Here is a 22,245-nt window from a genome sequence, read left to right on the forward strand (position 1 = left end):
GCTTGAACTATTCGGGCGCAGCGAGGCAAGCGTCTGGCGGGCAGTCCCTGACGGATCGACGTCTAGATGGTGGCTGAACATCACCCTTCCGCCTCGCGTTGCCTCCATGTTCGACTTCGAGCTTGAGATACAGTGCGTCTACACCGAATACTCTAAGGTTGAGCCCCGCCTACTATCCCTCATTCAAAATAAGCTTCGCTCGGATGCGAGGGTTGAGGCTGGGATTGCGATTGTCGCCAGCTACGACCCCGGCGTGGCTCAAATGGCAAGCAGGCGGCGAGGAGAGTTCGGTGTGGTAGACGTCCACCTTCCCACGTTAACCTCTGATCGTCGAGATCTTCGCCAACGGCTCGCGACTGTGGTTACTTCTGTAGATCACTATGATCTGACCTACCCAGTTCGCGAACCAAGTGGATTCTTTGGGCGGCGGAGAGAACTAGATGAACTGACGCAAAGCCTTGATAGAGGTCAGTCCGTGGGAATATTCGGACTGCGCAAAGCAGGAAAGACTTCCCTCCTAAACTACGTTCGACGCATTCGCGAGGAAAGTAGTCGCTTGGTCGTCAATCTCGACATCAGTGAGATCTCTGCGGCAGACGACCTTCGGCGCAAGTTGGTTCAACGCGCATTCCATGCCTTTGAACGGTGGTCGAAGGCGGAAGTCGGCGATGGAAGAGAAGCCCCAATCCGTCAGCTTAAGCTTCGGCTCGTCACTCGGGAAGGAAACCCACGTGGCGACATCGAGAACCTGCGGATGTATTGGACGGAAGATCTGGCGCGAATCGCAAGAGCGCGAGGTCAAAGGCTTGAGCTGTTCGTAGATGAGATCGACCAAGCCTTCCCCGAAAGATCAAATTTCGGCGAAGAAGAAGCCCGCCAGATGGTCATCGCACTAACCCAGCTGAGAGGACTCATTCAGCAGGAGGACGACGCGCCGGGGGTCGTCCTCCTCTGCGCCGGCGTTGATCCCGCATTATTCGAGCGCGCAAGGATCGGACGACGAGACAATCTACTATACAAGTTAGTGAGATTGGTCTACCTTGCTCCTATGACGAACGAGGACATGGCCGATATGGTCAGAAGCCTCGGTCGCCGTATGGGACTACGCTATTCAGATCACCGCGTTATCCAGAGGTTGTTCGATGAGTATGGTGGTCACCCACTACTCACTCGAAAGGCTTGTTCCATTGCCGTCAGAGATCGCGATCCAGAACAAATACCGTGGCATGTCCCCCTCACAGCGATTGAGAACGCCATTAAATCAACCGGAGATGGTTCGCCCAGCGAGCAGGCTCTGGACGTCTTCGAATCCTTTGCGGAATGGTTTCCCGACGAGGCTGCCGTACTCAGCATGCTCTGGTCTAAGGATCCGACCGAGCAACAATATGCGCGGGAGATCATAGAAGACGACCCCGGATCAGTTGCGCACGCCGCACCGTATGGGCTCGCCGACGAACATCTGCGGCCGCGCATTAAGGCCATTCGGGCGACACTAGGGAGGTAGTATGCTCCTGCCTAGTCAACGGGATTGGTTAACACAATGTCTTGAGTACCTTCTGGATGGCGAGCTACTGATCGTGCGCGGCCTGCCACGAACCGGGAAGACCTTCCTCGTCGAGGCCATCCTACGAGAACTTCCCGATACAGCCGTCATTGTGCGGGGACGCCAATTCACGGAAGAGAACCAGATTCGTGAGATGGAACGCCTCATCGCTGAAATTGAAGGGCGAGTCGCACAGCATGGTCTTGCTCAAATAGTTTTTGACGATTACTCGGCCGCCCTGCGTCTATCCCGCGGTGGACGGCTACAAGCACGCCTATATTCGATGCTGGTGGACTCGGAACACTCTCGTGACGTAGGAGCTTTGCTGCTGTCGCGCTGGAAGCAGCCGATCCATCTCAAGCGACGAGGTAGTCCGCTTGTAAGTAGGGCTCGCTTCCTTTGCCTCCCAACGATTAGTCAGTGCGACTTGGATGAGACACGCATGCGGGCAACACTCGATGATGTGTGCCGATGGATCGGCCCCCTCGCAAGTTACTATGCGCGCGCAAATGGAGCCTCTCTTGCGCGGCTTGCGTCATCCATAGAACAAGGCTTGAGAACTGACGTCAGACACCTTGTCAAGGACATGCCTGCAGAAGCGCTCGAGTTCCTGGCGGGGGCTAGAGCCTATTCGGCCCTGAGCGGTGAAGCCCAAGAATCGCTTATACCGTTCTTGTTTCAAGACGGGGAGGAAGTCATATTGACGCAAGCTGCAAATAGGGCAGGGCTGCTGGGGGCGGTGGAAGAGGTCGCGCCCGGTTGGCCGTCGGACCTCCGCGCTAGCGCTCGGCGCTTCATCGAACTTGCGTCCGGCTGGGAAGATGTGCTCTGGTGTGACAGGTATCTATACCAGAACCCCGAGATGCTTGTCGCCTTCCTGATTCAAGTGCGGACAATGACGGCCAAGACAATTAAGCTGCTGGCAGCGCCACCTCTCTCGGGTACCGGTCGATCAATCTCCGACTTGCGAAATGCACTCGAAAGAGTCACGAACGTTGAGGCACGTATCATGAATCGCCTAGACTATCGGGCGTTACACGATCGCCATCTCCTCTCCCTTGACAACTTCGGCGGATTTGTTCTTCCTACATGTCGAGTAGTATTCGCTGTCGATGCTCCAGGAAGCGCCGTTGCAGCTCCGGTCAATAGATTCGGCATAGACTACAAGGACTACTGGCGAAGAGCGCAGCGTTTGAATTGACGGAACTCGGTGCTTGTTAGGACGGCGCGGAAGGCCGTGGACTGGTTAACTTCAAGCGTGACTGATCTTGGCCCAGGCATCTACGAGCACTTCATCGCCCAAGAGCTCCGTTGAGCGGCTTCAGCCCTCTCGACCCTGCGCTGCTTCGGCACGCCAAGCTCGATCCTGCTGACGCGGCCGATGCCCTCGCCCGCCACATCGCCAGCCTTGCCCACCGTGCCGTGCACGCTGTCCCTAGCGGCGACGACTAACTTGATCTTTAACCTTGGGGTGGTTCGCATCGGCCCCGACTGATCATTGGTACAGCCCTTGGGTGATCATTCTTCTTGTCTAGGGAAGAAGATCCACAACCAAGGGCTGTCCATGATGAGTGTGCCTGAGAAAGTGTTGTGATACCTCGGTGTGATCTTTGATGGCTGTGTCGGTAAAGATCACGTCCGTGTCGTTGTGTCTGTAAGCCGGGGTACGAGTCCTCACTGAGCGATCCGCAGTGGGCAGTGATCAAGCCGCTGCTGCCGCGGCGGGATCCACGCCGGGGTGGGCGGCCGCTGGGTTATCCGCGTCGGCTGGTGATCGACACGATTCTGTATGTGCTGCGTACCGGTTGTGCCTGGCGGCATGTCCCGCATGACCTGGCGCCGTGGGATGTGGCCTACCGGTGGTTTCGCTGCTGGAGCGCTGATGGCACGTGGGATCGAGTCCACGACCAGTTGCGAGACGCGGTGCGGGTGGCCGAGGGCCGTGACCCGCAGCCGTCGGCGGCGGTGCTGGACTCGCAGACCGCGCACAGTCACCAAGGCGGGGAGGCGATCGGTTACGACGCCGCCAAACGCACTCGGGGCCGTAAGCGGCATCTGCTCGTCGACACGGCAGGGCTGCTGCTCAAGGCCGTAGTGCACGCCGCGTCTGTGCAGGAGCGTGCCGGGGCCAAGCTGGTGCTGGCAGGCGTCACGGACACGTTCCCGCTGCTGGGCCTGGTCTGGGCGGACGCCGGCTACGTCAACCGCGTCGACGCGAGCCTGCTGGACTGGGCCCGCACCCACGCCGGCATCGAGTTGCAGATCGTGGCCCGCAACGCCGACGTGAAAGGCTTCCAGGTGCTACCCCGTAGGTGGGTGGTGGAACGAACTTTCTCCTGGTTGGGACGGTGCAGACGGTTGGCCCGCGACTACGAGCGCAAGCCCGCGCACGCCGAAGCGATGATCAAGGTGGCGATGATCCGGTTGATGGCCGCGCGCCTGGCCGGTGAGGACGTCGAGCCGCAAGGCCCGATCGAGGCCGAGGCAGCCCGACGCCTCGACGACGAACTCAACCAGAAGTAGCTACCCGGTTACCCAACACTTTCTGAGGGTCGGCCGGTGGGTGTAGCCGGGGACCTTGCCGCGTTCCGGCGGGAGCTGTACCGGTGTCTGACGCGCCGTGGTGATGCACTGTTCGAGTTGGCCGATGCGGTGTTGTGCGCGGACGGGCCGGTGCGGTCGTTGCCGGCGTTGTCGCTGGTGGCTGAGCACCGTCGTGGGCACGGCGCGTTGTACGACGCGCTGGCCGCGGGCCGGTTGGACGTGCAGCGGCTACGCAGGGCGGTGGCGTCGGTGTCGCTGCCGCGGGCGGCGGACGGGCGGATCGTCCTCGCGGTGGACGTGACGTGCTGGCTGCGGCCGGAGGCGCACACCGCGCCGCAGCGGATCCTGTGTCATACCTACGGCCGCGGCAAGGACCAACACATCGGGATCCCGGGCTGGCCGTACGCGTTCGTGGTGGCGTTGGAGACCGGCCGCAGTTCGTGGACCGCGCCGTTGGACGCCGTGCGCCTGCACCCGGGCGCGGACCTGGCCGCAGTCACCGCCGGGCAGCTGCGTGAGGTGGTAGACAGGCTGGTCGAGGCCGGGCACTGGCAGCCCGGCGATCCGCAGATCTGGGTCGTGATGGACGCCGGCTACGACGCGGCGCGGCTGGCCTGGCTGCTGCGGGACCTGCCGGTGCGGGTCCTGGCGCGGATGCGGTCGGACCGGGTGCTGCGCCGGCCCGCACCACCACCGCTGCCCGGACGGCGGGGCCGGCCGCCACGCCACGGCAGCGAGTTCATCTTTGGTGACCCGGCCAGTTGGGGCGAGCCGGACGTGGCCACGGTGACCGACACCCGCCTCTACGGCACGGCCACCGCCCGCGCCTGGCACCGGCTGCATCCGAAGCTGACCCGCCGCGCGGCCTGGGCCGACTGCCCTGAGCTGCCGATCCTGGAAGGCACCGTGATCCGTCTCGACGTCGAACGACTCCCCAGCGGCGCAACAGCCAAACCCGTATGGCTGTGGTGGTCGCACGACCCGAACCACGACACCCGCCCGGACGCGGCGACGGTCGATCTGCTGTGGCAGGTCTTCCTGCGCCGCTTCGACATCGAGCACACATTCCGGCTGTTCAAACAGACCCTCGGCTGGACCGTGCCGAAGCTGCGGGACCCGCACGCCGCCGACCGGTGGACCTGGCTGATCATCGCCGCTCACACCCAGCTGCGGCTGGCCCGTCCCCTCGCCGCCGACCTGCGCCGCCCCTGGGAACGGCCAGCCCCACCCGAAAGGCTCACCCCAGCCAGGGTCCGCCGCGGATTTCGGCACCTCCGGGCGACAACCGCCTGTCCCGCAAGCGCGCCGAAACCCACACGACCAGGACCCGGACGCCCACCAGGCCGGGCCAACCGCCAACCCACCCGCCGCTACGACGTCCACACCGCCACCAGCAACGAACCCGGGAAACCGACGTCCAGAAAGAAGACATCCACCCACCCCAGACCCCGCCGCACAGGTTAAAGATCAAGTTAGGCCGGACGACCGAGAGCTGGGACGCGCCATCGGAAGGATCTTGCATATCGACGACCTGGACCGACTCGACCTGCTGGCCCGGGTGGCCGCCGGCGAGCGGCCGGATGCCAGGCGGCTGTGGGACATGCTGCACTTTGACCTGGGGGGTGTCCCTATGGGTTTTGTCAAGCAGCAGCGGGCCTTGGCTGGTAGGGGCTCTTGTCGCGGAGCATGGCGAACAGGACGTCGCAGCGGCGGCGGGCGAGGCAGATCAGGGCGGCGTTGTGTTTCTTGCCTTGGGCGCGTTTGCGGTCGTAGTAGGCGCGGCTGACCGGGTCGGCGAGGGCGGCGAACGCGGCGAGGAAGAAGGCGCGTTTGAGCTGTTTGTTGCCGCCGCGGGCGGGGTGTTCGCCGCGGATTGAGCTGCCGGAGCGGCGGGTGACCGGGGCCAGGCCGGCGTAGGCGGCCAGGTGTCCTGGGGTGGCGAACGAGCTGCCGTCGCCGACTTCGAGCAGGATCCGGGCGGCGGTCCTGACGCCGATGCCGGGCATCGAGGTCAGGACCTCGGCAAGAGGGTGCGCATCGAGCATCCTGTCCACCTCGTCGGCGACCTGGTCACGTTGCTGGAGCACGTCGCGCAGGCTGTCGGCCAGCCGGGGCAGGTTCGTCTCGGCTGCGGCGGTGCCGGGAACGATCACGGTCTGCTCGTCCAGGGCGGCCATGACGCGTTCGACGAGGCGCTCGCCCATTCGGGGCGCATTCTTGTTCGCTATCGAGGTGAGCTTGCGGCGGCCGGCCTTGCGTAGCCCGGCAGGGCCGCCGCAGCGTGACAGCAGCTCGAGCACGGCCTTGTGCTGGATGTTCTTGCCTAGCGCCCGTTCCAGGGCGGGGTGGATCTGGGTGAGCAGGCCGCGGATGCGGTTGGTCAGCCGGGTGGCCTCGCCGGCCAGGTCGTCGTCGAAGCCGACGAGGACTTCCAGCTCGGCGAGGGCTTCGTCGCCCACGTCGACGCGGCGTAGCGTGTGCGGCAGCGTCCGGGCGGCATCAGCGATCACGTAGGCGTCACGGGCGTCGGTCTTCGCACTACCGGGGTGCAGGTCGGCGATGCGGCGCATCGCCAGTCCGGGCAGGTAGGCCACCTGATGACCGCAGGCCCGGGCGACCGCGACCGGCAGGGCGCCGATAGAGGCGGGCTGGTCGACCACCACGAGGACCCGGCCGTGACGGGCGAGTTTGTCGAACACCTGCCGCAGCTTGGCCTCGGTGTTGACCAACGTCGCGTCGTGCAGCCGCTTGCCGTCCCGGTTCAGCGCGACGGCGTGGTGGCCGTCCTTGCCGACGTCGAGACCGAGAAACACCTGGTAATCGCCGTGCATCGCATCGCCTCCCCGCGACGTCGCCGTGCTCGGCCGCCAGTCTGGCGTCGACTGCCGGCACCCACGTTACGAAGAGACCAACCCCTCAAGGGACGGCCGTGTCCCTATCAGCGGTCCGCCGACGCCACCCGACCCGGCGACAACACCCCCCGGATCATCCGTACGACAGGGGCAGTAAGTCATACCGGGCCGGGCGACCGAGGGTCCCCGGCTGGGGACGATCAAAAAGGTAACGGGGCCGAAGGCGCCGCTCGTCGAGCGCGAGGAGCGGTTGGCGCGCCTCTGGGCTGAGCCGGCCCGCTGCGCGGAGCTGCGCCAGGTCGTGGAAGTACTAAGCGACCGCATTCACCGAGTCACGGAGGAGCCGGAGTCGGCTCGGGTGCCGCTCCGGGTACACGCCCGCTACAGCCGCAGCGAAGCCTGCGCAGCATTCGGTTACGACAAGCCAATGCGCGGCGAGGGGGTGAAGTGGCTCAAGGAGGAGCAGGCAGACCTCTTCTTCGTGACTCTGAAGAAGTCTGAGAGGCACTACTCCCCTACCACTATGTACGCCGACCGGGCCATCACCGACCAGCTGTTCCAGTGGGAGTCACAGAGCACCACTTCGTCTGCGTCCCCTACCGGGCAGCGCTACATCCACCACGCGGAGCGCCGATCGACAGTGCACCTCTTCGTTCGGGAGACCAAAATCAAGGACGGGGACCTCGGCGCACCCGCCTATCTCTACGCCGGCACCATGACCTACCGCGAGCACACCGGCGACCGGCCCATGCGGATCATCTGGCAGCTGCACCGCCCGCTCCCCGCCGACATGTACGCCGCCGCCCGCACCATCGCCGCGTGAGCCGGACCAGACGTTCAGGCAGCGTCAACTCTTGGTGCGAATCTGACGTCCAGCTTCATGTTGAGGGCTCGCGCGAGGCGCTCCAGGACTGGCAGCGTCGGCACCGTTCCACCGGCCTCGAATCGGGCCACCGCGGACTGCGTCATGCCGGCGGCTTGAGCTAGCTGGCTCTGGCTCCAGCCGTTGTTCTCCCGCAGGTGACGCACCTGTTGACCCAGCTCGAAGGCGATGCGGGTGGCCTCGTACGCGTCGGCTCCCCCTGGGTCGGCCAGCCGGCGGTCGCGTAGGTCATTCCAACGACGCGATTCGCTCATCGCTCCGCCTCCCTGCCATAGCGCCGATGCTATGCCCTTGCGGGATCACCTCACCGCCTCGTGCCGCGCGTGTCGAGCTGCGACCAGGCTTCATCAGAACCCTTAGAGAATGAGCAGAGTTCAGCCGAGCACTGACGCCTGCTCGACTGCCTGTTTCAGGCAGGTAGCCACGTCCGTCGCGTGGTAGACCCGCTCGCTGGCCTCGATCCCGGCGAGGAACATCGCGTACACCGCGGCCAGCCGCAGCGCCGCCACCGGCCGCAACAGCTCCACGGCCCGCTCCGGCGCACACCCCGGCACGCTCTCCCGCCACCGCGCACACCACTCCGCCAGCACAAGAGCGGCAGCCGAAGCCTCCAACCCCTCGCTCAGCCGCAGCACGTCGAACGCCGGATGCCCGACGAACGCGTCCCCCCAGTCGATCACCACCCGCTGGTTGCCGCACACCCGCACGTTGCCCGGGTGCAGGTCCCCGTGCACCAGCGTCTCCGGCAGCCCGCACCGCCGCACCTCGTCCAGCCGCCCCTCCAGCCCCGCCAGCAGAGACTCCACCGACGAGGTGTCGTGGGAAGCGAGCCGGGCGCGGATCCACGAAGCCAACCCCGAGCCGCGCAGATCCGGCACGCCCGCCGCCACCAGCTCCGCCACGTCCGGCACCGACCGCACCTGCACCGGGTGGTAGTCGGCGGCCATCGCCAGCCGCTCCTCGATCGGCGCCCCGTACCGGTCCTCGCCGGGCACGTGCTCCAGCAGCATCCGCCCCTCGCCGTCGTCGGCCAGCAGCGTCGAGGTGCGTCCCGGCACCGCCCGGCCGAGCCAGCGCAGCACCGCTGCCTCGTGCCGGAAGAACACCGGCACCTGCTTCAGCCAGGCCGTCCCACCCGCGCCGTCGAGCCGCCAGATCGCCGACAGGTTCCAAGTGCGCTGCTGGGTGACGGTCTCCACCGGCCGGCCGAGCCGCCGCAGTTGCGCCGTCGCCCAGGCCAGGCTGCGCTCCGGTCCGCCGGGTTCGGCGTACGCGGCGCGCAGCGGGTCCGCCGCCAGGTCCACCTCCGCCGGCCGCAGCGGCGTGGTGGGCGGGTCGCTCACCTGTCCGAGGTACGTCACCGCGCCGCCGATGGTGCCGCTGTCGTCCCCGCCGAGCAGGCGGAGCACCTGTACGTCGACGCCGTACCGCTCGCGGGCCGCCTCGACGACCGGGGCGATGTCCTGCCACCAGGGAGTGGGCACCTCGAAGGGCGGCAGGGCGCCCAGCGGCGCGCCGGCGGCGTCGAGCAGGACGAGGGTCACGGTGCGGCTCACGCCGGGACGCTACCGCCGGACCACCGCCGCCGCGAGCGCATAATCCGCCACCAGCCGCCCGCGCGTTACGCGTCGCCGGCTCACCGACCGGCATCCGAGACACCCGTCGCGGTGTACGCCTCGTCACCCGAAGGGCCACTACGGTAGTCGATACGCCACAAGGGAGGGTGGGTCCTGGGTGTTGCGCATCAGCGTGCTCGGCCCGGTGCAGGTGACGCGCGGCGATCGACCCGTCCGGCTGGGGCCGAAGTTGGTGGAGCTGCTGGCGATCCTCCTGGTCGAGGCGGGCTCGGCGGTGCCGGCGTCCCGGGTCGTTCAGCTGCTGTGGGACGCGACACCGCCGGCCGGTGCCCGGGCCACCCTCCGCAGCCACGTCTCCCACCTCCGCCGAGCCCTGGAAGCAAACCCGGCCGAGCACCACCCGCTGCGAGCGGAACGGGATCCGCGCCCCGCGCTGGAAGCGGAGAGCGGCGAGCACCACCCGCCGAAAGCGAAACCCGGCGAGCCCTCCGCCCAGGAAACGGCGCTCGACGAACCCTCCGTGCCGAGAGCGGCACTCCGCGAGCCCTCCGCGCCGGAAGCGGCGCTCGGCGAGCGGTCTGCGCGGAAGGCGGAGCGTGGTCCGCGCCTGACAGAAGCGGACCGGAGGGCGTGCCGCGCGTTGAAGACCGGATCTGGCGTGGCACCTGCGTCGGGCCCGGCAGCGGGTATGCCGATCATCAGGACCGTCGGCTCCGGGGCAGGCTCCGCCTACTGCCTCGACCTTCCACCCGACACGCTCGACGCGGACCGCTTCGAGCGCTGGTCCGCCGACGGCCGCCGGCTGGTGGCTGCCGGCGAGAGCGCGCTGACCGAGCGCGGGGTGGCGTTGCTGCACGACGCGCTGGCGTTGTGGCGTGGCCCGGCCTTCGCCGACCTGGCCGACCGCCCGTTCGTCCGGCCGCGGGCCGCGCAGCTGGCGGCGGGACGCCGGGCGGCGCGGCGCGGCTACGCCGAGGGACTGGCCGCGCTCGGCCGGCACGCCGAGGCGGTCGCGCAACTCTCCACCGCCGTCGCCGACGACCCCTACGACGAGGCGGTACGACGGCTGCTCGCGCTGTCGCTCTACGCCGAGCGGCGGGTGGACGAGGCGGCCGAGGTGTGCCGGGAGGGCGTCGTCCTGCTCGGCGAGCGCGGGCTGGACGCCCCGGAACTGCAGGAGCTCCAGCGGGACATCCTCCGCCGGCTCGTACCGTCGCCACGGGAGGCCGCCGAGCCCGCGAAGCCGGCGCGGCCCTGCCTGCTGCCGCCCGACCCGCCGCAGTTCGTGGGCCGCGCCGAGGATCTCGCCGCCGTCCGCCGGCTGCTGCTCTCCCCCGCCGACGGCTCCCCCACCGTGCTGGTCAGCGGGTTGGCCGGGGTCGGCAAGACGCTCTTCGCGGTGCGCCTGGCCCACACGCTGCGCGACGACTTCCCGGACGGCCAGCTATACGTGGACATGCGCGGCTACGACCCGGACGGCACCCCACTCGGCGCGGGCGCCGCGGTACGCGGCTTCCTCGACGCGCTCGCCGTGCCACCCGACCGGGTGCCGGCGACCCTGGAGGCGCAGGCCGGGCTCTACCGGAGCCTGCTCGCCGGCCGGCGGGTGCTGGTGGTGGTGGACAACGTCCGCGACGCCGACCAGGTCCGCCCGCTGCTGCCGGGCGCGGCGGGCTGCGCCACCGTGGTGGTCAGCCGCAACCAGCTGCCCGCCCTGGTGGTCGCCGAGGGCGCCCGGCCGCTGCGGCTCGACCTGCTCACCGGTGGCGAGTCGCGGGAGCTGATCGGCCGCCGGCTGGGGGCCGCCCGGCTGGCCGGGGAACCGGACGCGGTCCGGCAGATCGTCCACGCGTGCGGGCGGCTGCCGCTGGCGTTGGCGATCGTGGCGGCCCGGGCGGCGAGCCATCCGGAGTTCACCCTGGACGCGCTCGCCGGGGAGCTGCGCGGCGACGGTGGCGGGCTCGACGCGTTCGCGGTCGGCGGCACCGACGTGCGGGCGGTCTTCTCCTGGTCGTACCACGGGCTCACCGCGCCGGCGGCGGGGCTGTTCCGGCTGCTGGCGGCGCACCCCGGTCCGGAGGTCACGGTCGCGGCGGCGGCGAGCCTCGCCGCCGCACCCCCCGAGGAGGTACGCGCGGCGGTGCGCGAGCTGGCGGCGGCGCACCTGCTCGTCGAGCACGTCCCGGGCCGGTACGCGCTGCACGACCTGCTGCGCGCGTACGCCAGCGAGTTGGCCGACGACGGCGGGCGGCGGGCGGCGCTGCGCCGGATGCTCGACCACTACCTGCACACCGCGCTCGCCGCCGACCGGCTGCTCTGGCCGCACCGGGACCCACTGGCGTCTCTCGCGACCGCGCCCGGCGTACGGCCGGAGGTGTTCGCGGACCGCGACGCCGCGCTGGCCTGGTTCACCGCCGAGCACCCGGTGCTGCTCGCCGCGCTGGACCGGGCCGAGCGGGCCGGCCTGGACGGGCACGTGTGGCGGCTGGCCTGGGCGGCGGCGAACTTCCTCGCCCGGCGCGGGCACTGGCGGGACTGGGTGCGGGTGGGGCAGGCCGCGGTGGCCGCGGCGCGGCGGGAGGCCGACCGGGCGGCCGAGGCGCACCGGATCCTCGGCGGCGCGTACGTGCGGCTGCGCGACTTCGACGCGGCGCGGGAGCGCTACGGGCGGGCGCTGGAGTTGTTCGGCGGGCTCGGTGACCTGGTCGGGCAGGGGTTCACCCGGCGCAGCCTGGGCTGGCTGTGCGAGCAGCGGGGTGACGTCCGCGCGGCGCTCGGGCACGACCTGGCGGCGCTGGAGTTGTTCGAGCGCGCCGGGCACGAGCGCGGGGTGGCCAACACGCACAACTCGGTGGGCTGGTGTCACGCGCTGCTCGGCGACCACGAGCCGGCGATCGCGCACTGCCGCCGCTCGCTGGCGCTGCTGGAGCGGCTCGGCGACCCGGTCGGCATGGCCGGCGCCTGGGACAGCCTCGGGTACGCCTACCGGCAGGTCGACCCGCGGGAGGCGCTGGCCTGCTACCGGCAGGCGCTGGGGCTGTACCGGCAGCTGGGCGACCGGATGAACGAGGCGGTCACCCTGCGCCAGCTGGGCGAGACCCAGCACGCCGGCGGGGACACCGGTGCCGCCCGGGAGTCCTGGCGGCAGGCGCTGGACATCCTCACCGACCTCGACCATCCGGACGCCGAGCGGGTCCGCGCCCTGCTGGCCGGTGCGACGACGACGTGAACGCCCGGAGGGCCGGCCGCAGCCGGGCCGGCCCTCGGGTCGCGGGGTGCTCAGCCGGCGTCCTCGGCTGAGGCGGTGCCGGTGGTGCCGGCCGGCGGCGTCCACCGCAGGCAGGTGCTGTGGTGCTGCTCGAAGCGCTGCTGGAACGGCGCGGCGAGCGGGTGGTTGCGCAGCGCCACGATGTTCTCGTCGTTCTGCCGCAGCGCCCGGTAGGTGAGGTTGTGGCTGCCGGTGTAGAGGGTCGACTGGCTGCCCCGACGGATGATCATGAATTTCTCGTGCATCGGGACGCCCCCGGCCGCGGTGTAGCCGCACAGGTGCACCGGCATCGCGCGGGCCAGGTCGACCAGGGCCTTCATCGGCGCGCCCGCGTCGTGCGGCCGGCCGGATTTGGCGCCGGTGACGATCCGCACCTGGCAGCCGCGGTTGCGCGCCACCTTCAGCTCCCGCACCACGGCGGCCCGCTGGATGCGGAAGTTGGCCAGGTCGATCCGGGTGCCGCCGGAGCAGTTGGTGGAGCGCAGCAGGCTGGCGATCGGGTCGTTGCTGGCGCTGCCCGGCGTACGGCCGGCGGCCTCCCGGCGCGGGAAGGTGTAGACGCGGTGCGCGCCGACGGTGGTCGTCCGGCCGTAGTTCGGGTTGTTCCGCCCGGAGCTGCCGTAGCGCATCAGGTCGTTGAAGTAGCTCAGGTAGGCGTTGTACAGGCCGGCGTGGCTGATCGTGATGGCGTTCTCGTAGGCCCGGTAGTGGTCGAGGTTCGCCGAGGAGACGTAGAGGACGTTGCGTGCCGTTTCGCCACCGGCCAGTTGCACCCGGGAGATGGTCATGAACTTGTCGTGCAGCAGCGGTGGGTTGTGCAGCGGCGACGCCCCGGTACGGCGGGTGACGCAGCCACGGGTGGACTGGCCGTCGGCGCGGCGCTGCCCGCAGGCGACCACCCGGGCGGTCGGGATCGCCTTCAGCGCGTTGTAGTGCGCGCTGCCGACCTGGCTGCCGTTGATGACGATCCGCACCCGTACGCCCCGGGCGGCGGCCGAGCGCAGCGCGTCGACGATCTCCTGCCGGTTGAAGAAGTAGAGGGTGAGCGAGAGCGTCGACCCGGGCGCGGCGGCGTTGATCAGCCGGGTGACGTGACCGGCGACTCCGGCGTGCATGTCGCTCTCGGTCTTCTGGTTGAACCAGGCGTAGTTGCGTACCTCCGACGCGGCGATCGGCACCGCCGCCGCGGCGGCAGCCGGCGCCTCGGCGGTGGCCGGCGCCTCGGCGGTGGCCGGCGCCTCGGCGGTGGCGGCCGATGCCTCCGTGGTGGGTTCGGCCGCGGTGGCCGGGGCGATCGGCAGGGACAGCGCGGTCGTCGCGACCAGCGCCAGGGCGAGGCCGCGCCGGCCCACCCGTCGGGTCATCCGGCGCACACCTCCCCGGTCGGGGTGCACCAGCGGTTGGATCTGCATTCCGATGCCTCTCCGTTGGCCAGCGGCTGGCCCCCGTCGGTGCCGGTGGCCGTCCCCGAGAGGTCGGCACAGGCCGTTCGGCCCCACGATCCAGCCGCTGGTCGGTGGCCGGGACCGGCGCGTTGCGGTGCACCCGTCCCGGATTGACGTCGACGAGGCGAGATGGGACGCCGGCAGCCGACCCGGCCGGTCCGCGAGGGCTTCGAGCGCTCTGGGTGCAGTTGTTGTCGCTGGGTCGACAACAACTGCACCCGAACGCCCCGGTGGCCCACTCCCCTCGTCCGCCGAAAGGGTCGCGCCGCAGCTGGGGTTGCGACGCGCCCCTTCCGGATCGACATCCACGATTGCAGTGCCGCGTGGAAGCACCGTGGAAGCGGCGTGCAGACCGTGCCGGTCCGTGGCGGGCCGGTCCAGGGCGAGCGCCATCGCGTTCGAGGGATCAACTTCCAGATCAACGAGGGCGAGATCCCGGCCTGATCGTTCGGAGACTTCCCTCAGAGTCTCGGGGCGAGCTGGCGTACCAGAGCCTGCATGCGGGTGCGGTCCGCGGCGCGGGGCGACATCTGCTTGAGCCCGGCCGCGGCGGGCGACCCGAAGAAGCGGTGCAGGACGGTGGCTGCTTGACGACCGGTGACGCTGACGGGCCAGTCAGCGGCGCGCAGTCCAGCCGCATGGCCGGCGTTGGCGAGGCGCCACAGGTCGACCGCATCCTTCGCGGTGAACCGCCCGCGATACGCCAGCGCCTTCAGGCAGAGCGCGGAGGTCACGTCCGGAAGCGGCACGCGTATGGCGAGGCGGTCGCGGTTGGTCAGTTGCACATGGAGATCGATCAGCTCGGCAGGACGGTGCAGGGCAAGCACAAGGCCGGGAATCTCGTCGACGACCAGGTCGCCGTGGCGCTGGTTGGGCACCAACGTGCCCTGGTAGGACGGAGCGAGGATGTCGACCACCAGGCTGAGCTGTCCGCGAGCGTCCGTGTGGTCGCGGCTGAACCGGTTGGCCGCTCCGCGGGACTGGTAACCGCGGTCGCGGAGGGCGGCCGGCAGGCGAGGATCGCCGATCGCTGTGGGCAGGGCCGCGAAGTCCGCGTCGGCCGTTTCCCGCATCGGCACCTGGTCGGCGACACCATGAGCCGCGACGAGCAGGGTGACCATGTGGCCGCCGACGATTCGATAGTCAAGATCGAGAGCAGCCGTGAGGCCGGCCAGGTCGGCGAGGGTCAGGAAGCCGGCGTCGGCGGCCCGGCTGGTTGATGTCAGCGTGACCGGCTTCGGCGTTGGCGGCATGGGGTTGGCCGAAGTCGGTGGAGTCATGCGGCGGCTCCCTGTTCTCGGTGGCGGCGGCGGATGAACTGCCACACCCGGTCAGCCGCTTCCTGGCTGTCAGGCCCGGGAGCGCGGCGAACGTCCCACAGGATCTGCAGTGGATCGGCGAGCGGGAGCGCGGCCGGCGAAGGGCCGGACAGCTGCGTCGGCGGCCAGAGGCCGACGTCCCGAGGCACGGTGAGTTCGAGGGTGGCCTCGTCCTCACCTGCCGGAACGAAGCCGGCCCCGGTCAGATCGACGCCGGCACGGGCGTAGAGGACTGCGCGCACCGGCGACCGCCAGGGAGCGATGGCGTCGGCGGCGACGTCACCGGAGACGACGGGGTGTGACCCGGCATCTTCGGTAGCAATCACCTCGGCGACCGCGCGGGCCTGCTCGACCGGCGGATCAAGGCTGTACCAGAGGGTCCGGAGCCCACCGGGCCCTGGATAGGAGTCGAGCCACCAGCGGAGGGCAGCGTCGATGTCGTGCACCCTCCAGCCTGCCGGCCCTCGGCGCGCAAAACCTTGATCCGTCAGTACCCGCAGGGCCTGCGAGATCCGAGGCTGGGACACACCGACAAGAGCGGCCAGCTCTCGTTGCGTGGCGTACGGGCGCTCGATCATTCGCCGAACGAGCGTGAAGGTGCCCCACGGCACCGGACCAGGACGGGTGGACCGGGACACCTCGGCCTGCCGGACGTTGAGCACGATCCGCTCCGCACCGACTCGCAACACGCCTGCGACCTGTTGGTCGGCGTCGGTCAGCCAGGACCAGCCGTGAGCTTCGATCGCGGCGCGAACGGCAGGCGTGGCCGAGGGCACCACGATGAGGCATGGCGCCGGGTGGCGCTCGGCAAGCACGGCGACGTCGCCGGGCGTCAGTGGCGTCGTCGACCTGACGATGGTCAGCACAGCCACGGCGGCGCCGTACCGCAGCTCGAGCAGATCGGGGCCGCGCGGGATCAGCGTCAGGCCGACACCGACCAGCTCGCGCCACACAACCGCCGATATAAGCATTATCCGCTCTCCTCAGATAACACTTATACACCCTGGAAGCCTGCCGCGTCCGCAAGTTGTCCGGCGTGTCGGCTCCGTGTCACCGCGCACGGACGGGGATACACCCCCTCCCACAGAACCTGCGTGACGGGTTGTCAGCGGGAGGAACGCGGGCGGGCCAGGGTGAGGACGGTGGTGAGGGAGGCGATCGCCGCGCCGGCGACCACCACCGCCATCGGCAGCGCGCTGCCCTCGCCGCCCAGCCCGACCAGCGGCGCGGCCAGCGCCCCGACCACCGACTGGATCGCGCCGAGCAATGCGGCGGCGGTGCCGGCGTGCGCGGCGTGCCGGTCCAGGGCCAGCGCGGTGCCGTTCGGCGTGACCATGCCGAGCGACCCGACGAAGGCGAACAGCGCCACCGCCACCAGCGGCAGGCTGCCCAGCAGCGCGCCGGCGAGCAGGGCGGCGGCGGCCAGCACGCTCATGCCCAGTGCGCGCAGCAGCAGCGGGCGGTTCGAAGCGGTCGAGCAGCCGGGCGTTGAGCTGGCCGGGCCGCGTACGGGCGGCACCGGCGCGAGCTGCTCGCCGCCGCACTGTCCGAACTGGACGAACTGGACCGGACCGGGCGGCGGTGCTGGTCGCCGTACCGGCGCTGGACCGGCTCGCCGACCGGATGACCGGCCAGCACTGAGCCCACCGCCGGGCCGGTGGGGTCGGGGTCAGCGGGGCGGGCCGGCCAGGATGCGTTCCCGGGCGGCGTCGACGCCGCCGCGCCACCACCCCATCGCCTCGACCCACCAGGTCAGCCCGGCGTCGACGTACGGCGCGACGATCCGCTCCGCGTCCCGCGGCGACGTCCACCCTTCGACGACGACGTCGAACCCGTCCAGCGAGCCCCGCTCGGCGGCGACGAACCGGACCGCGTCGGCGAAGTCCTCGACCGGCACGGGGATCTCCCGGCCGGCGTCGCGGAAGGTCGCCACGATCCCGTCCCACCGGGCGGAACGGCGGAAGCCCGGACGGTTCGGCCAGCGGCCGGCGCACCAGACGGGGATCCGGGGTCGCTGCACCGGGGTCGGCAGCATCCGCACCCGCTCGCCGGAGGGGGTGGGCACCGACTGGCCCGACCAGAGCGCGGTGAGCTGCTCCAGCGACTCGTCCAGGCGCCGGCCGCGGCCCCGCAGGTCGGGATCCTCGCCGAAGGCCGCGTACTCGCGGTCCATCGAGCCGATGCCCGCGCCGAAGACGAGCCGACCGCCGGAGAGGGTGTCCAGGGTGGCGGTCTCCCGCGCCACGATCTGCACCCGCCGCCGGGGCAGCGCGGTCACCAGCACCCCGAGCCGGATCCGGGCCGTACGGGCGGCGATCGCGGCGGTCACCACGACCGGGTTCACCACCGGCCAGTCCGGATCGTGGTAGAGCAGGTGGTCCCAGAGGAAGACGCCGTCCCAGCCCCGCTCCTCGGCCGCGACGGCCAGCTCGACCAGGGTCGCGGCGTCGGCGAAGGGCCCGACGTTCGGTAGACCGACAGCGCAGCGCGGCATCGCCCCACCCTAGTCACGGCTCTCCTCCGGTGGGGATCAGGCGGACGGCGGACGGGTCGGTCGACGCGCGGTTCGACGTGGACAGTGCGCTCGGTCGGCCACGCCGCGCGGTGATCCCGGGCTAGGTTGGCGGCATGGAGCAGCGGATCAGCCTGGTCACCCTCGGGGTCGCCGACGTGGCCCGGGCGCGGGCCTTCTACGAGCGGCTCGGCTGGCGCGGCCAGGCGGTCGAGGAGACGATCTTCTTCCAGGCCGGCGGGCTGGCGCTGGTGCTGTGGGGCCGGGCGAAGCTGGCCGACGACGCGGGCGTCGACGACCCCGGCGGCGGGTTCGGCGGGATGACGCTGGCGCAGAACGTCCGCTCCCGCGACGAGGTGGACGACCTGCTCGCCGCGGCGGCGGGCGCCGGCGCCGAGGTGACCCGCCCGGCCCGGGAGACCTTCTACGGCGGGTACGCCGGCTGCTTCGCCGACCCGGACGGCCACGTCTGGGAGATCGCCTGGAATCCGGGCTTCCCGCTCGGCCCGGACGGCACCCTCACCGTCCCGAACTTCGGCGCCTGACCGGAGGGTCAGGGGCTGGACGTCGGGCAGAGCAGCGGGTCCAGCAGGGGTAGTCCGAGCGGGTCCAGGCAGAGCGTGAGCAGGTTGCCTGGATCCGACGAGGGTGGGGCGCTGGTCGCCGGCGTGGTCGGGGCGGGCGGGGCGGTGGGCGGCGGGGCGATCGTCGGCGGCGCCGGGGTGGGCGCCGCGATCGCCGGCGGTGCGGGCACCCGCCGGGTCGCCGGCGCCGTGGGCCGGGTCGACCGGTGCCGCCCGGTGCCGCCGGTGGCCCGGGGGGCCGGCTCGCCGGTCACCGAGGCGGCCCTGCCGCCGCCCGCCGGCTCGCCGGGGATGGGCGGGGTGGTGAGCTCGAGCGGTCGCGGCGCGGCGTCCACGGCGGCGGAGCCGCCCACCTGCGCCCGGTAGGTCGGACCGACCGGCTCGACGTCGACGGCACCGGCGGTCAGCGTGCCGAACGCCAGCATGGCCAGGGCCGTGACGGTGGCCACCCGCCGGTCGGGGCGCCGCGCGATCAGTGGGGCGTGGGCCGGCACGACCACCGGCGGCGGCACCGGCCGCGCCTGCCGGTGCGCGTCGAGCAGGTCGTCGACCTGCGCGGCGACGGCGGCCCGGCATCCGGTGGCGGTGGCGTAGGCGAGGGTGAGGTAGAAGCGGAAGTTGACCGCCGCGGTCTCCGGCACCAGCAGCCCGGCGAGCCGCCCGCCGTCGGTGCGGTGCAGCAGGGTGAGCGGGGCATCGGGGTGGTGCGCCGGTCCCACCAGGTCCGGGTACGCCCACTCGCGCCGCTGCTCCCGCCCGCCGAACGCGACCCGGTGGTTGGTCACCACCGCCATGCCGGCGTCGACCGACCGCACGCCTCTGGGCAGGGCCCGGTCGGTGCGCTCGGGGCCGGTCGCGGCACCGGCCAGGCCGGGGGTGGGCAGGCCGGTCACGTGCCGGGCCTCGGCCTCGACCAGTTCGGCGGTGGGCAGCACCCGGTAGACGACCTCGTCGTCGGCGAGGTCCACCGGCAGGCCGGTACGCGGCTGGGTGCAGCCGAGGAAGCTGGCGGCCTCGATCTGGAGCCGGACCAGTTGGTCGTGCCGCCGGAGCCAGGCCGCGGTCTCGGCGTCGTACGCGCGCCGCCGCCGGTCGTTCTCGCGCTCCGACCAGGTGGTGCGCCAGCGGGGTTCCGCCGGCGCCGGGTCTCTGATGGTGGCCGGTGATGTCGCCGTCACGTGTGGTACAACCGCTCGTCCCGTCAACAGGACACGCATGAGGATCGATATATCCACGAAGGTCCGGAAAGAAGAGAATTGACCCGGCGGCTGCCGGGCTACGAGACGACGCGCCGGGGGAACGCCTCGACCTCCCGGGCCCACTGCTCGGCAGCCGCGGCCAGCGCGTCGGCCGAGACCGTCAGCGGCAGCGGATACACCGCGCCGAGGGGACGACGCGGCAGCCACGGGGGCAGCGACTCATAGGAGAACTCGACCACCAGTTCCACCCGCCGGCGCCGGATGACCCGGCTCCGGAGGGTCAGGTTCGGCTCGGTGAACCGCACCACCGCCGGTGCCGCCCCCGGCGCGAGCGCGGACTCGGCCCGCCACCGCAGCCAGCCGGTCAGCGCCGCCGCCTCGGCCACGGTCAGGCAGGGCTCCAGATGCGACCACGCCTGCCCGTCCGCGGTACGGGCGTCCGTCTCCACGAGCAGCCAGTCGTCCCAGCCCTCCTCGGGGTGGACCGGCGGCTCGACGCCCGGCTGGTAGCCGACCGGGCGGATCCTCACCCGGGCGCCGTCATCGGAGCGGATCTCCATCCGCCCATCATTCCGGACATCAGGGTTGAATCGGAGCGAATTACCGCGGCCGGCCGCCCCCTCAGAACGGCGGGTCCGGGGCCGGTACGGGAAGACCCCGATGCCGCCGTGCGGCCGCCCGGCGAGGCTGGGGACATGACGACCGTCCACCCCCGGACCTCCGCGAAGCTCGTCCCGACCGCCGCCCTCGGCGCCCCGGCGCTGCTGCTCCTCTACGGCCTGCTGCGGCTGGTCGACGGGCTGGACGGCCACCGGGGGCCGGGCTGGGCCTGGAACCTCGGGCACACCTTCTTCCTGGTGGCGTTCGTGCTCTTCGCCGTACTCCTGGTCGGGCTGTGGCGGCTGCTGCACGCCGCCGCGCCACGGCAGCGGGTGCTCACCGGGGTCGCGACCACGCTCGGGCTGGCCGGCGCCGCCGGATTCCTCTGGGTGATCCTGGGCGACCTGTTCCCCCGGCTCGCCGACGCCGCGCCGCTGCCGGATCCGGCGATGGCGCTCGGGCCGCTGCTGTTCCAGGTCGGCATCCTCACCCTGCTGGTGCAGGCGGCCACCACCCGGCCCCGGCTGCTGCCGGGCTGGAGCCCGGCGCTGGTGCTGCTCGGCTTCCTGCCGATCGCGGTGAACCTCGACCTGCTGCCGCTTGGCGCCGCGCTGATCCTCGTCGGCCTGCTCCCCCTGCAACGGCTCACCGAGCATCAGCCGGCCGGGCGCGATGCCGGAGCGTCATGGTGATCATGGCTCCCGACGGAGGCCACGGACGGCAGCCGGTCAGGTCCAGACGGTACGGCGCACCCCCCGGTGCCCGGCGCAGGCGTCGCGCTGCCCGCCGGTCAGGCTGACCGAGCCGTCCCGGCACTGCACCAGGTAGCCCCGCCCGGCCCAGAACTGCGGCGTGCAGTCGAACCAGTCGCAGATCTCGGCGTCCGGTTTGCGGATCCGGTAGCCGCCGCAGAAGTCGTACCCCATCGGGTTCGCCGGCGCGCCGCAGAGCCGCTCCCCGGAGGCCGTCTTCGCCGGCGACGGCGCGGGCGGCGGGCTGCTGCGCTTCGGCTTCGGCTTCGCCGTGGGCGTGGGTCTGGCCGCGGCGACCGGCGGCACGGACGGGCCGAGCCGCGGCACGGCGGTCGGCCCGGGAGTGGCCGCGGCCGCCACCTCGCGGCGGGTCGGGTCCGACGGGTCCGACTCGATGAGCGCGGCGGGCACCAGCACGGCGATGGCCGCCGCGACCGCCACGGTGCGCCGGCCGCCGGGCAGCATCGCGCTGAGCCGGGCCTGCCCCGGCGTGGCGATGCCCGGCCGGATCGGCTTGAGCTGCGTGTGCTCGGCGATCAACTCGTCGAGTTGCGCGATGATGGCGTCGCGCTGCTCGATCGCGTCGGCGAAGGCCAGGGTCAGCTTGAACCGGAAGTCCGCGGCGGCGTCCACGGGCAACATCAGCCCGGAGGTGCGCCGGCGGTCCAGCACCTGCATCAGTGTCACCGGGGCCGCCGGGTCGTGGGCCAGGCCGGTCATCCGACCGTACGCCCAGTCGCGCCGGCCCCGGCCGCCGAGCAGCACCAGCCGCCGGTTGGTGATCACCGCCATGCCGGCGTCGGCGACCCGGACCCCGTCCGGGCGGCGGGGCCGCAGCGGCGCGGCGTCGACGGCGACCGTCAGGTCGGGCGCCGGCAGCACGCTGGTGTGCCGGACCTCGACCAGTTGCGCGGCGGGCAACGCCCAGAGGACCACCTCGCCGGGGCCGAGCTCCAGCGGCAGCCCGGCGCCGGCGGCGGCCGATCCGTGGAACTCCTCGGCGAGGGTACGCAGCCGCCGCAGTTCGTCGTCGCGTCGTCGCCATGCGGCCTCGGCGCCGCGGTACGACCGCAGCCGCCGCTCGTTCTGCCGGTGCGCCCACCGGTACCGCCAGGTGGAACCCGTCGAATCAGTCCTCGCCACGCCGACTCCTTCGCCGCGCAGACA

The 22,245-nt window shown here is 71.0% G+C and carries 17 protein-coding genes and 3 pseudogenes; 9 read left to right on the forward strand and 11 right to left on the reverse strand.

The window, feature by feature from the left end:
* Positions 1-106 precede the first annotated feature (106 nt).
* The 4 genes from FHX32_RS26745 (at position 107) to FHX32_RS26760 (ending at position 5,551) form a co-directional block, all read left to right on the forward strand.
* Positions 107-1,504 carry an nSTAND1 domain-containing NTPase gene (locus FHX32_RS26745; protein WP_167188880.1) on the forward strand — a complete coding sequence of 466 codons (1,398 nt, stop codon included), beginning with the start codon at positions 107-109 and terminating at the stop codon, positions 1,502-1,504.
* 1 nt (position 1,505) lies between these two features.
* The gene (locus FHX32_RS26750) at positions 1,506-2,744 is read left to right on the forward strand and encodes an AAA family ATPase (RefSeq protein WP_167188883.1); all 1,239 of its coding nucleotides are present in this window, start codon (positions 1,506-1,508) and stop codon (positions 2,742-2,744) included.
* Between the two features lie 476 nt (positions 2,745-3,220).
* Positions 3,221-4,066 (forward strand): IS5 family transposase, encoded by an 846-nt coding sequence (locus FHX32_RS26755; RefSeq protein ID WP_109901909.1) that lies wholly within the window; start codon positions 3,221-3,223, stop codon positions 4,064-4,066.
* A gap of 36 nt (positions 4,067-4,102) precedes the next feature.
* The gene (locus tag FHX32_RS26760) at positions 4,103-5,551 is read left to right on the forward strand and encodes an NF041680 family putative transposase (RefSeq protein ID WP_167188886.1); all 1,449 of its coding nucleotides are present in this window, start codon (positions 4,103-4,105) and stop codon (positions 5,549-5,551) included.
* Positions 5,552-5,727: 176 nt separating this feature from the next.
* Here the strand turns inward: FHX32_RS26760 and FHX32_RS26765 are convergent, their stop codons facing one another.
* Entirely contained in the window at positions 5,728-6,918 is a 1,191-nt protein-coding gene (locus tag FHX32_RS26765; protein WP_167188889.1) for an IS110 family RNA-guided transposase, read from the reverse strand.
* Between the two features lie 235 nt (positions 6,919-7,153).
* Here FHX32_RS26765 and FHX32_RS26770 point away from each other — a divergent pair.
* Positions 7,154-7,762: pseudogene (locus tag FHX32_RS26770) on the forward strand (DUF3427 domain-containing protein); the annotation flags it as partial.
* A 14-nt stretch (positions 7,763-7,776) separates the two neighbouring features.
* Here the strand turns inward: FHX32_RS26770 and FHX32_RS26775 are convergent.
* Together FHX32_RS26775 and FHX32_RS26780 are read right to left on the reverse strand one after the other, a co-directional pair.
* Positions 7,777-8,076: a helix-turn-helix domain-containing protein gene (locus tag FHX32_RS26775; protein ID WP_167188892.1), complete on the reverse strand. Its 300-nt coding sequence runs from the start codon at positions 8,074-8,076 to the stop codon at positions 7,777-7,779.
* A gap of 120 nt (positions 8,077-8,196) precedes the next feature.
* Positions 8,197-9,378, reverse strand: a complete 1,182-nt coding sequence (locus tag FHX32_RS26780; RefSeq protein ID WP_167188895.1) for an aminoglycoside phosphotransferase family protein — start codon at positions 9,376-9,378, stop codon at positions 8,197-8,199.
* A 211-nt stretch (positions 9,379-9,589) separates the two neighbouring features.
* Here FHX32_RS26780 and FHX32_RS35445 point away from each other — a divergent pair.
* Positions 9,590-9,787: pseudogene (locus FHX32_RS35445) on the forward strand (AfsR/SARP family transcriptional regulator); the annotation flags it as partial.
* Positions 9,788-10,087: 300 nt separating this feature from the next.
* Positions 10,088-12,628: an ATP-binding protein gene (locus FHX32_RS26785; RefSeq protein ID WP_486481352.1), complete on the forward strand. Its 2,541-nt coding sequence runs from the start codon at positions 10,088-10,090 to the stop codon at positions 12,626-12,628.
* 50 nt (positions 12,629-12,678) lie between these two features.
* On the opposite strand, the gene FHX32_RS26790 is transcribed toward FHX32_RS26785, so the two are convergent.
* The 5 genes and pseudogenes from FHX32_RS26790 to FHX32_RS26810 form a co-directional block, all read right to left on the reverse strand.
* Positions 12,679-14,079 carry a phospholipase D-like domain-containing protein gene (locus tag FHX32_RS26790; protein WP_167188901.1) on the reverse strand — a complete coding sequence of 467 codons (1,401 nt, stop codon included), beginning with the start codon at positions 14,077-14,079 and terminating at the stop codon, positions 12,679-12,681.
* Between the two features lie 494 nt (positions 14,080-14,573).
* Positions 14,574-15,392, reverse strand: coding sequence for a nucleotidyl transferase AbiEii/AbiGii toxin family protein (locus FHX32_RS26795; protein WP_167188904.1), 819 nt, complete (start codon positions 15,390-15,392; stop codon positions 14,574-14,576).
* Positions 15,389-16,384 (reverse strand): winged helix-turn-helix transcriptional regulator, encoded by a 996-nt coding sequence (locus FHX32_RS26800; protein ID WP_167188907.1) that lies wholly within the window; start codon positions 16,382-16,384, stop codon positions 15,389-15,391. The genes FHX32_RS26795 and FHX32_RS26800 overlap by 4 nt, the downstream gene beginning before the upstream one ends.
* Positions 16,385-16,536: 152 nt before the next feature.
* A pseudogene (locus tag FHX32_RS26805) lies at positions 16,537-16,930 on the reverse strand (Bcr/CflA family drug resistance efflux transporter); the annotation flags it as partial.
* Positions 16,931-17,100: 170 nt separating this feature from the next.
* Positions 17,101-17,925, reverse strand: coding sequence for an LLM class flavin-dependent oxidoreductase (locus tag FHX32_RS26810; protein WP_167188910.1), 825 nt, complete (start codon positions 17,923-17,925; stop codon positions 17,101-17,103).
* Between the two features lie 134 nt (positions 17,926-18,059).
* Between FHX32_RS26810 and FHX32_RS26815 the strand changes: the two genes are divergently transcribed.
* On the forward strand, positions 18,060-18,488 hold the full coding sequence (locus FHX32_RS26815; protein ID WP_167188913.1) for a VOC family protein: 429 nt from the start codon (positions 18,060-18,062) through the stop codon (positions 18,486-18,488).
* Positions 18,489-18,496: 8 nt separating this feature from the next.
* Here FHX32_RS26815 and FHX32_RS26820 read toward each other — a convergent pair whose 3' ends face one another.
* Together FHX32_RS26820 and FHX32_RS26825 are read right to left on the reverse strand one after the other, a co-directional pair.
* Entirely contained in the window at positions 18,497-19,705 is a 1,209-nt protein-coding gene (locus tag FHX32_RS26820) for a hypothetical protein (protein ID WP_167188916.1), read from the reverse strand.
* 98 nt (positions 19,706-19,803) lie between these two features.
* The gene (locus FHX32_RS26825) at positions 19,804-20,286 is read right to left on the reverse strand and encodes a WapI family immunity protein (protein WP_167188919.1); all 483 of its coding nucleotides are present in this window, start codon (positions 20,284-20,286) and stop codon (positions 19,804-19,806) included.
* A 135-nt stretch (positions 20,287-20,421) separates the two neighbouring features.
* On the opposite strand from FHX32_RS26825, the gene FHX32_RS26830 reads away from it, so the two are divergent.
* Complete coding sequence (locus FHX32_RS26830; protein WP_167188921.1) at positions 20,422-21,018, forward strand: hypothetical protein; 597 nt, start codon at positions 20,422-20,424, stop codon at positions 21,016-21,018.
* A gap of 36 nt (positions 21,019-21,054) precedes the next feature.
* On the opposite strand, the gene FHX32_RS26835 is transcribed toward FHX32_RS26830, so the two are convergent.
* Positions 21,055-22,221 carry a hypothetical protein gene (locus FHX32_RS26835; protein WP_167188924.1) on the reverse strand — a complete coding sequence of 389 codons (1,167 nt, stop codon included), beginning with the start codon at positions 22,219-22,221 and terminating at the stop codon, positions 21,055-21,057.
* Positions 22,222-22,245: the final 24 nt, after the last annotated feature.

The sequence above is a fragment of the Micromonospora sp. CNZ280 genome (assembly GCF_011759515.1).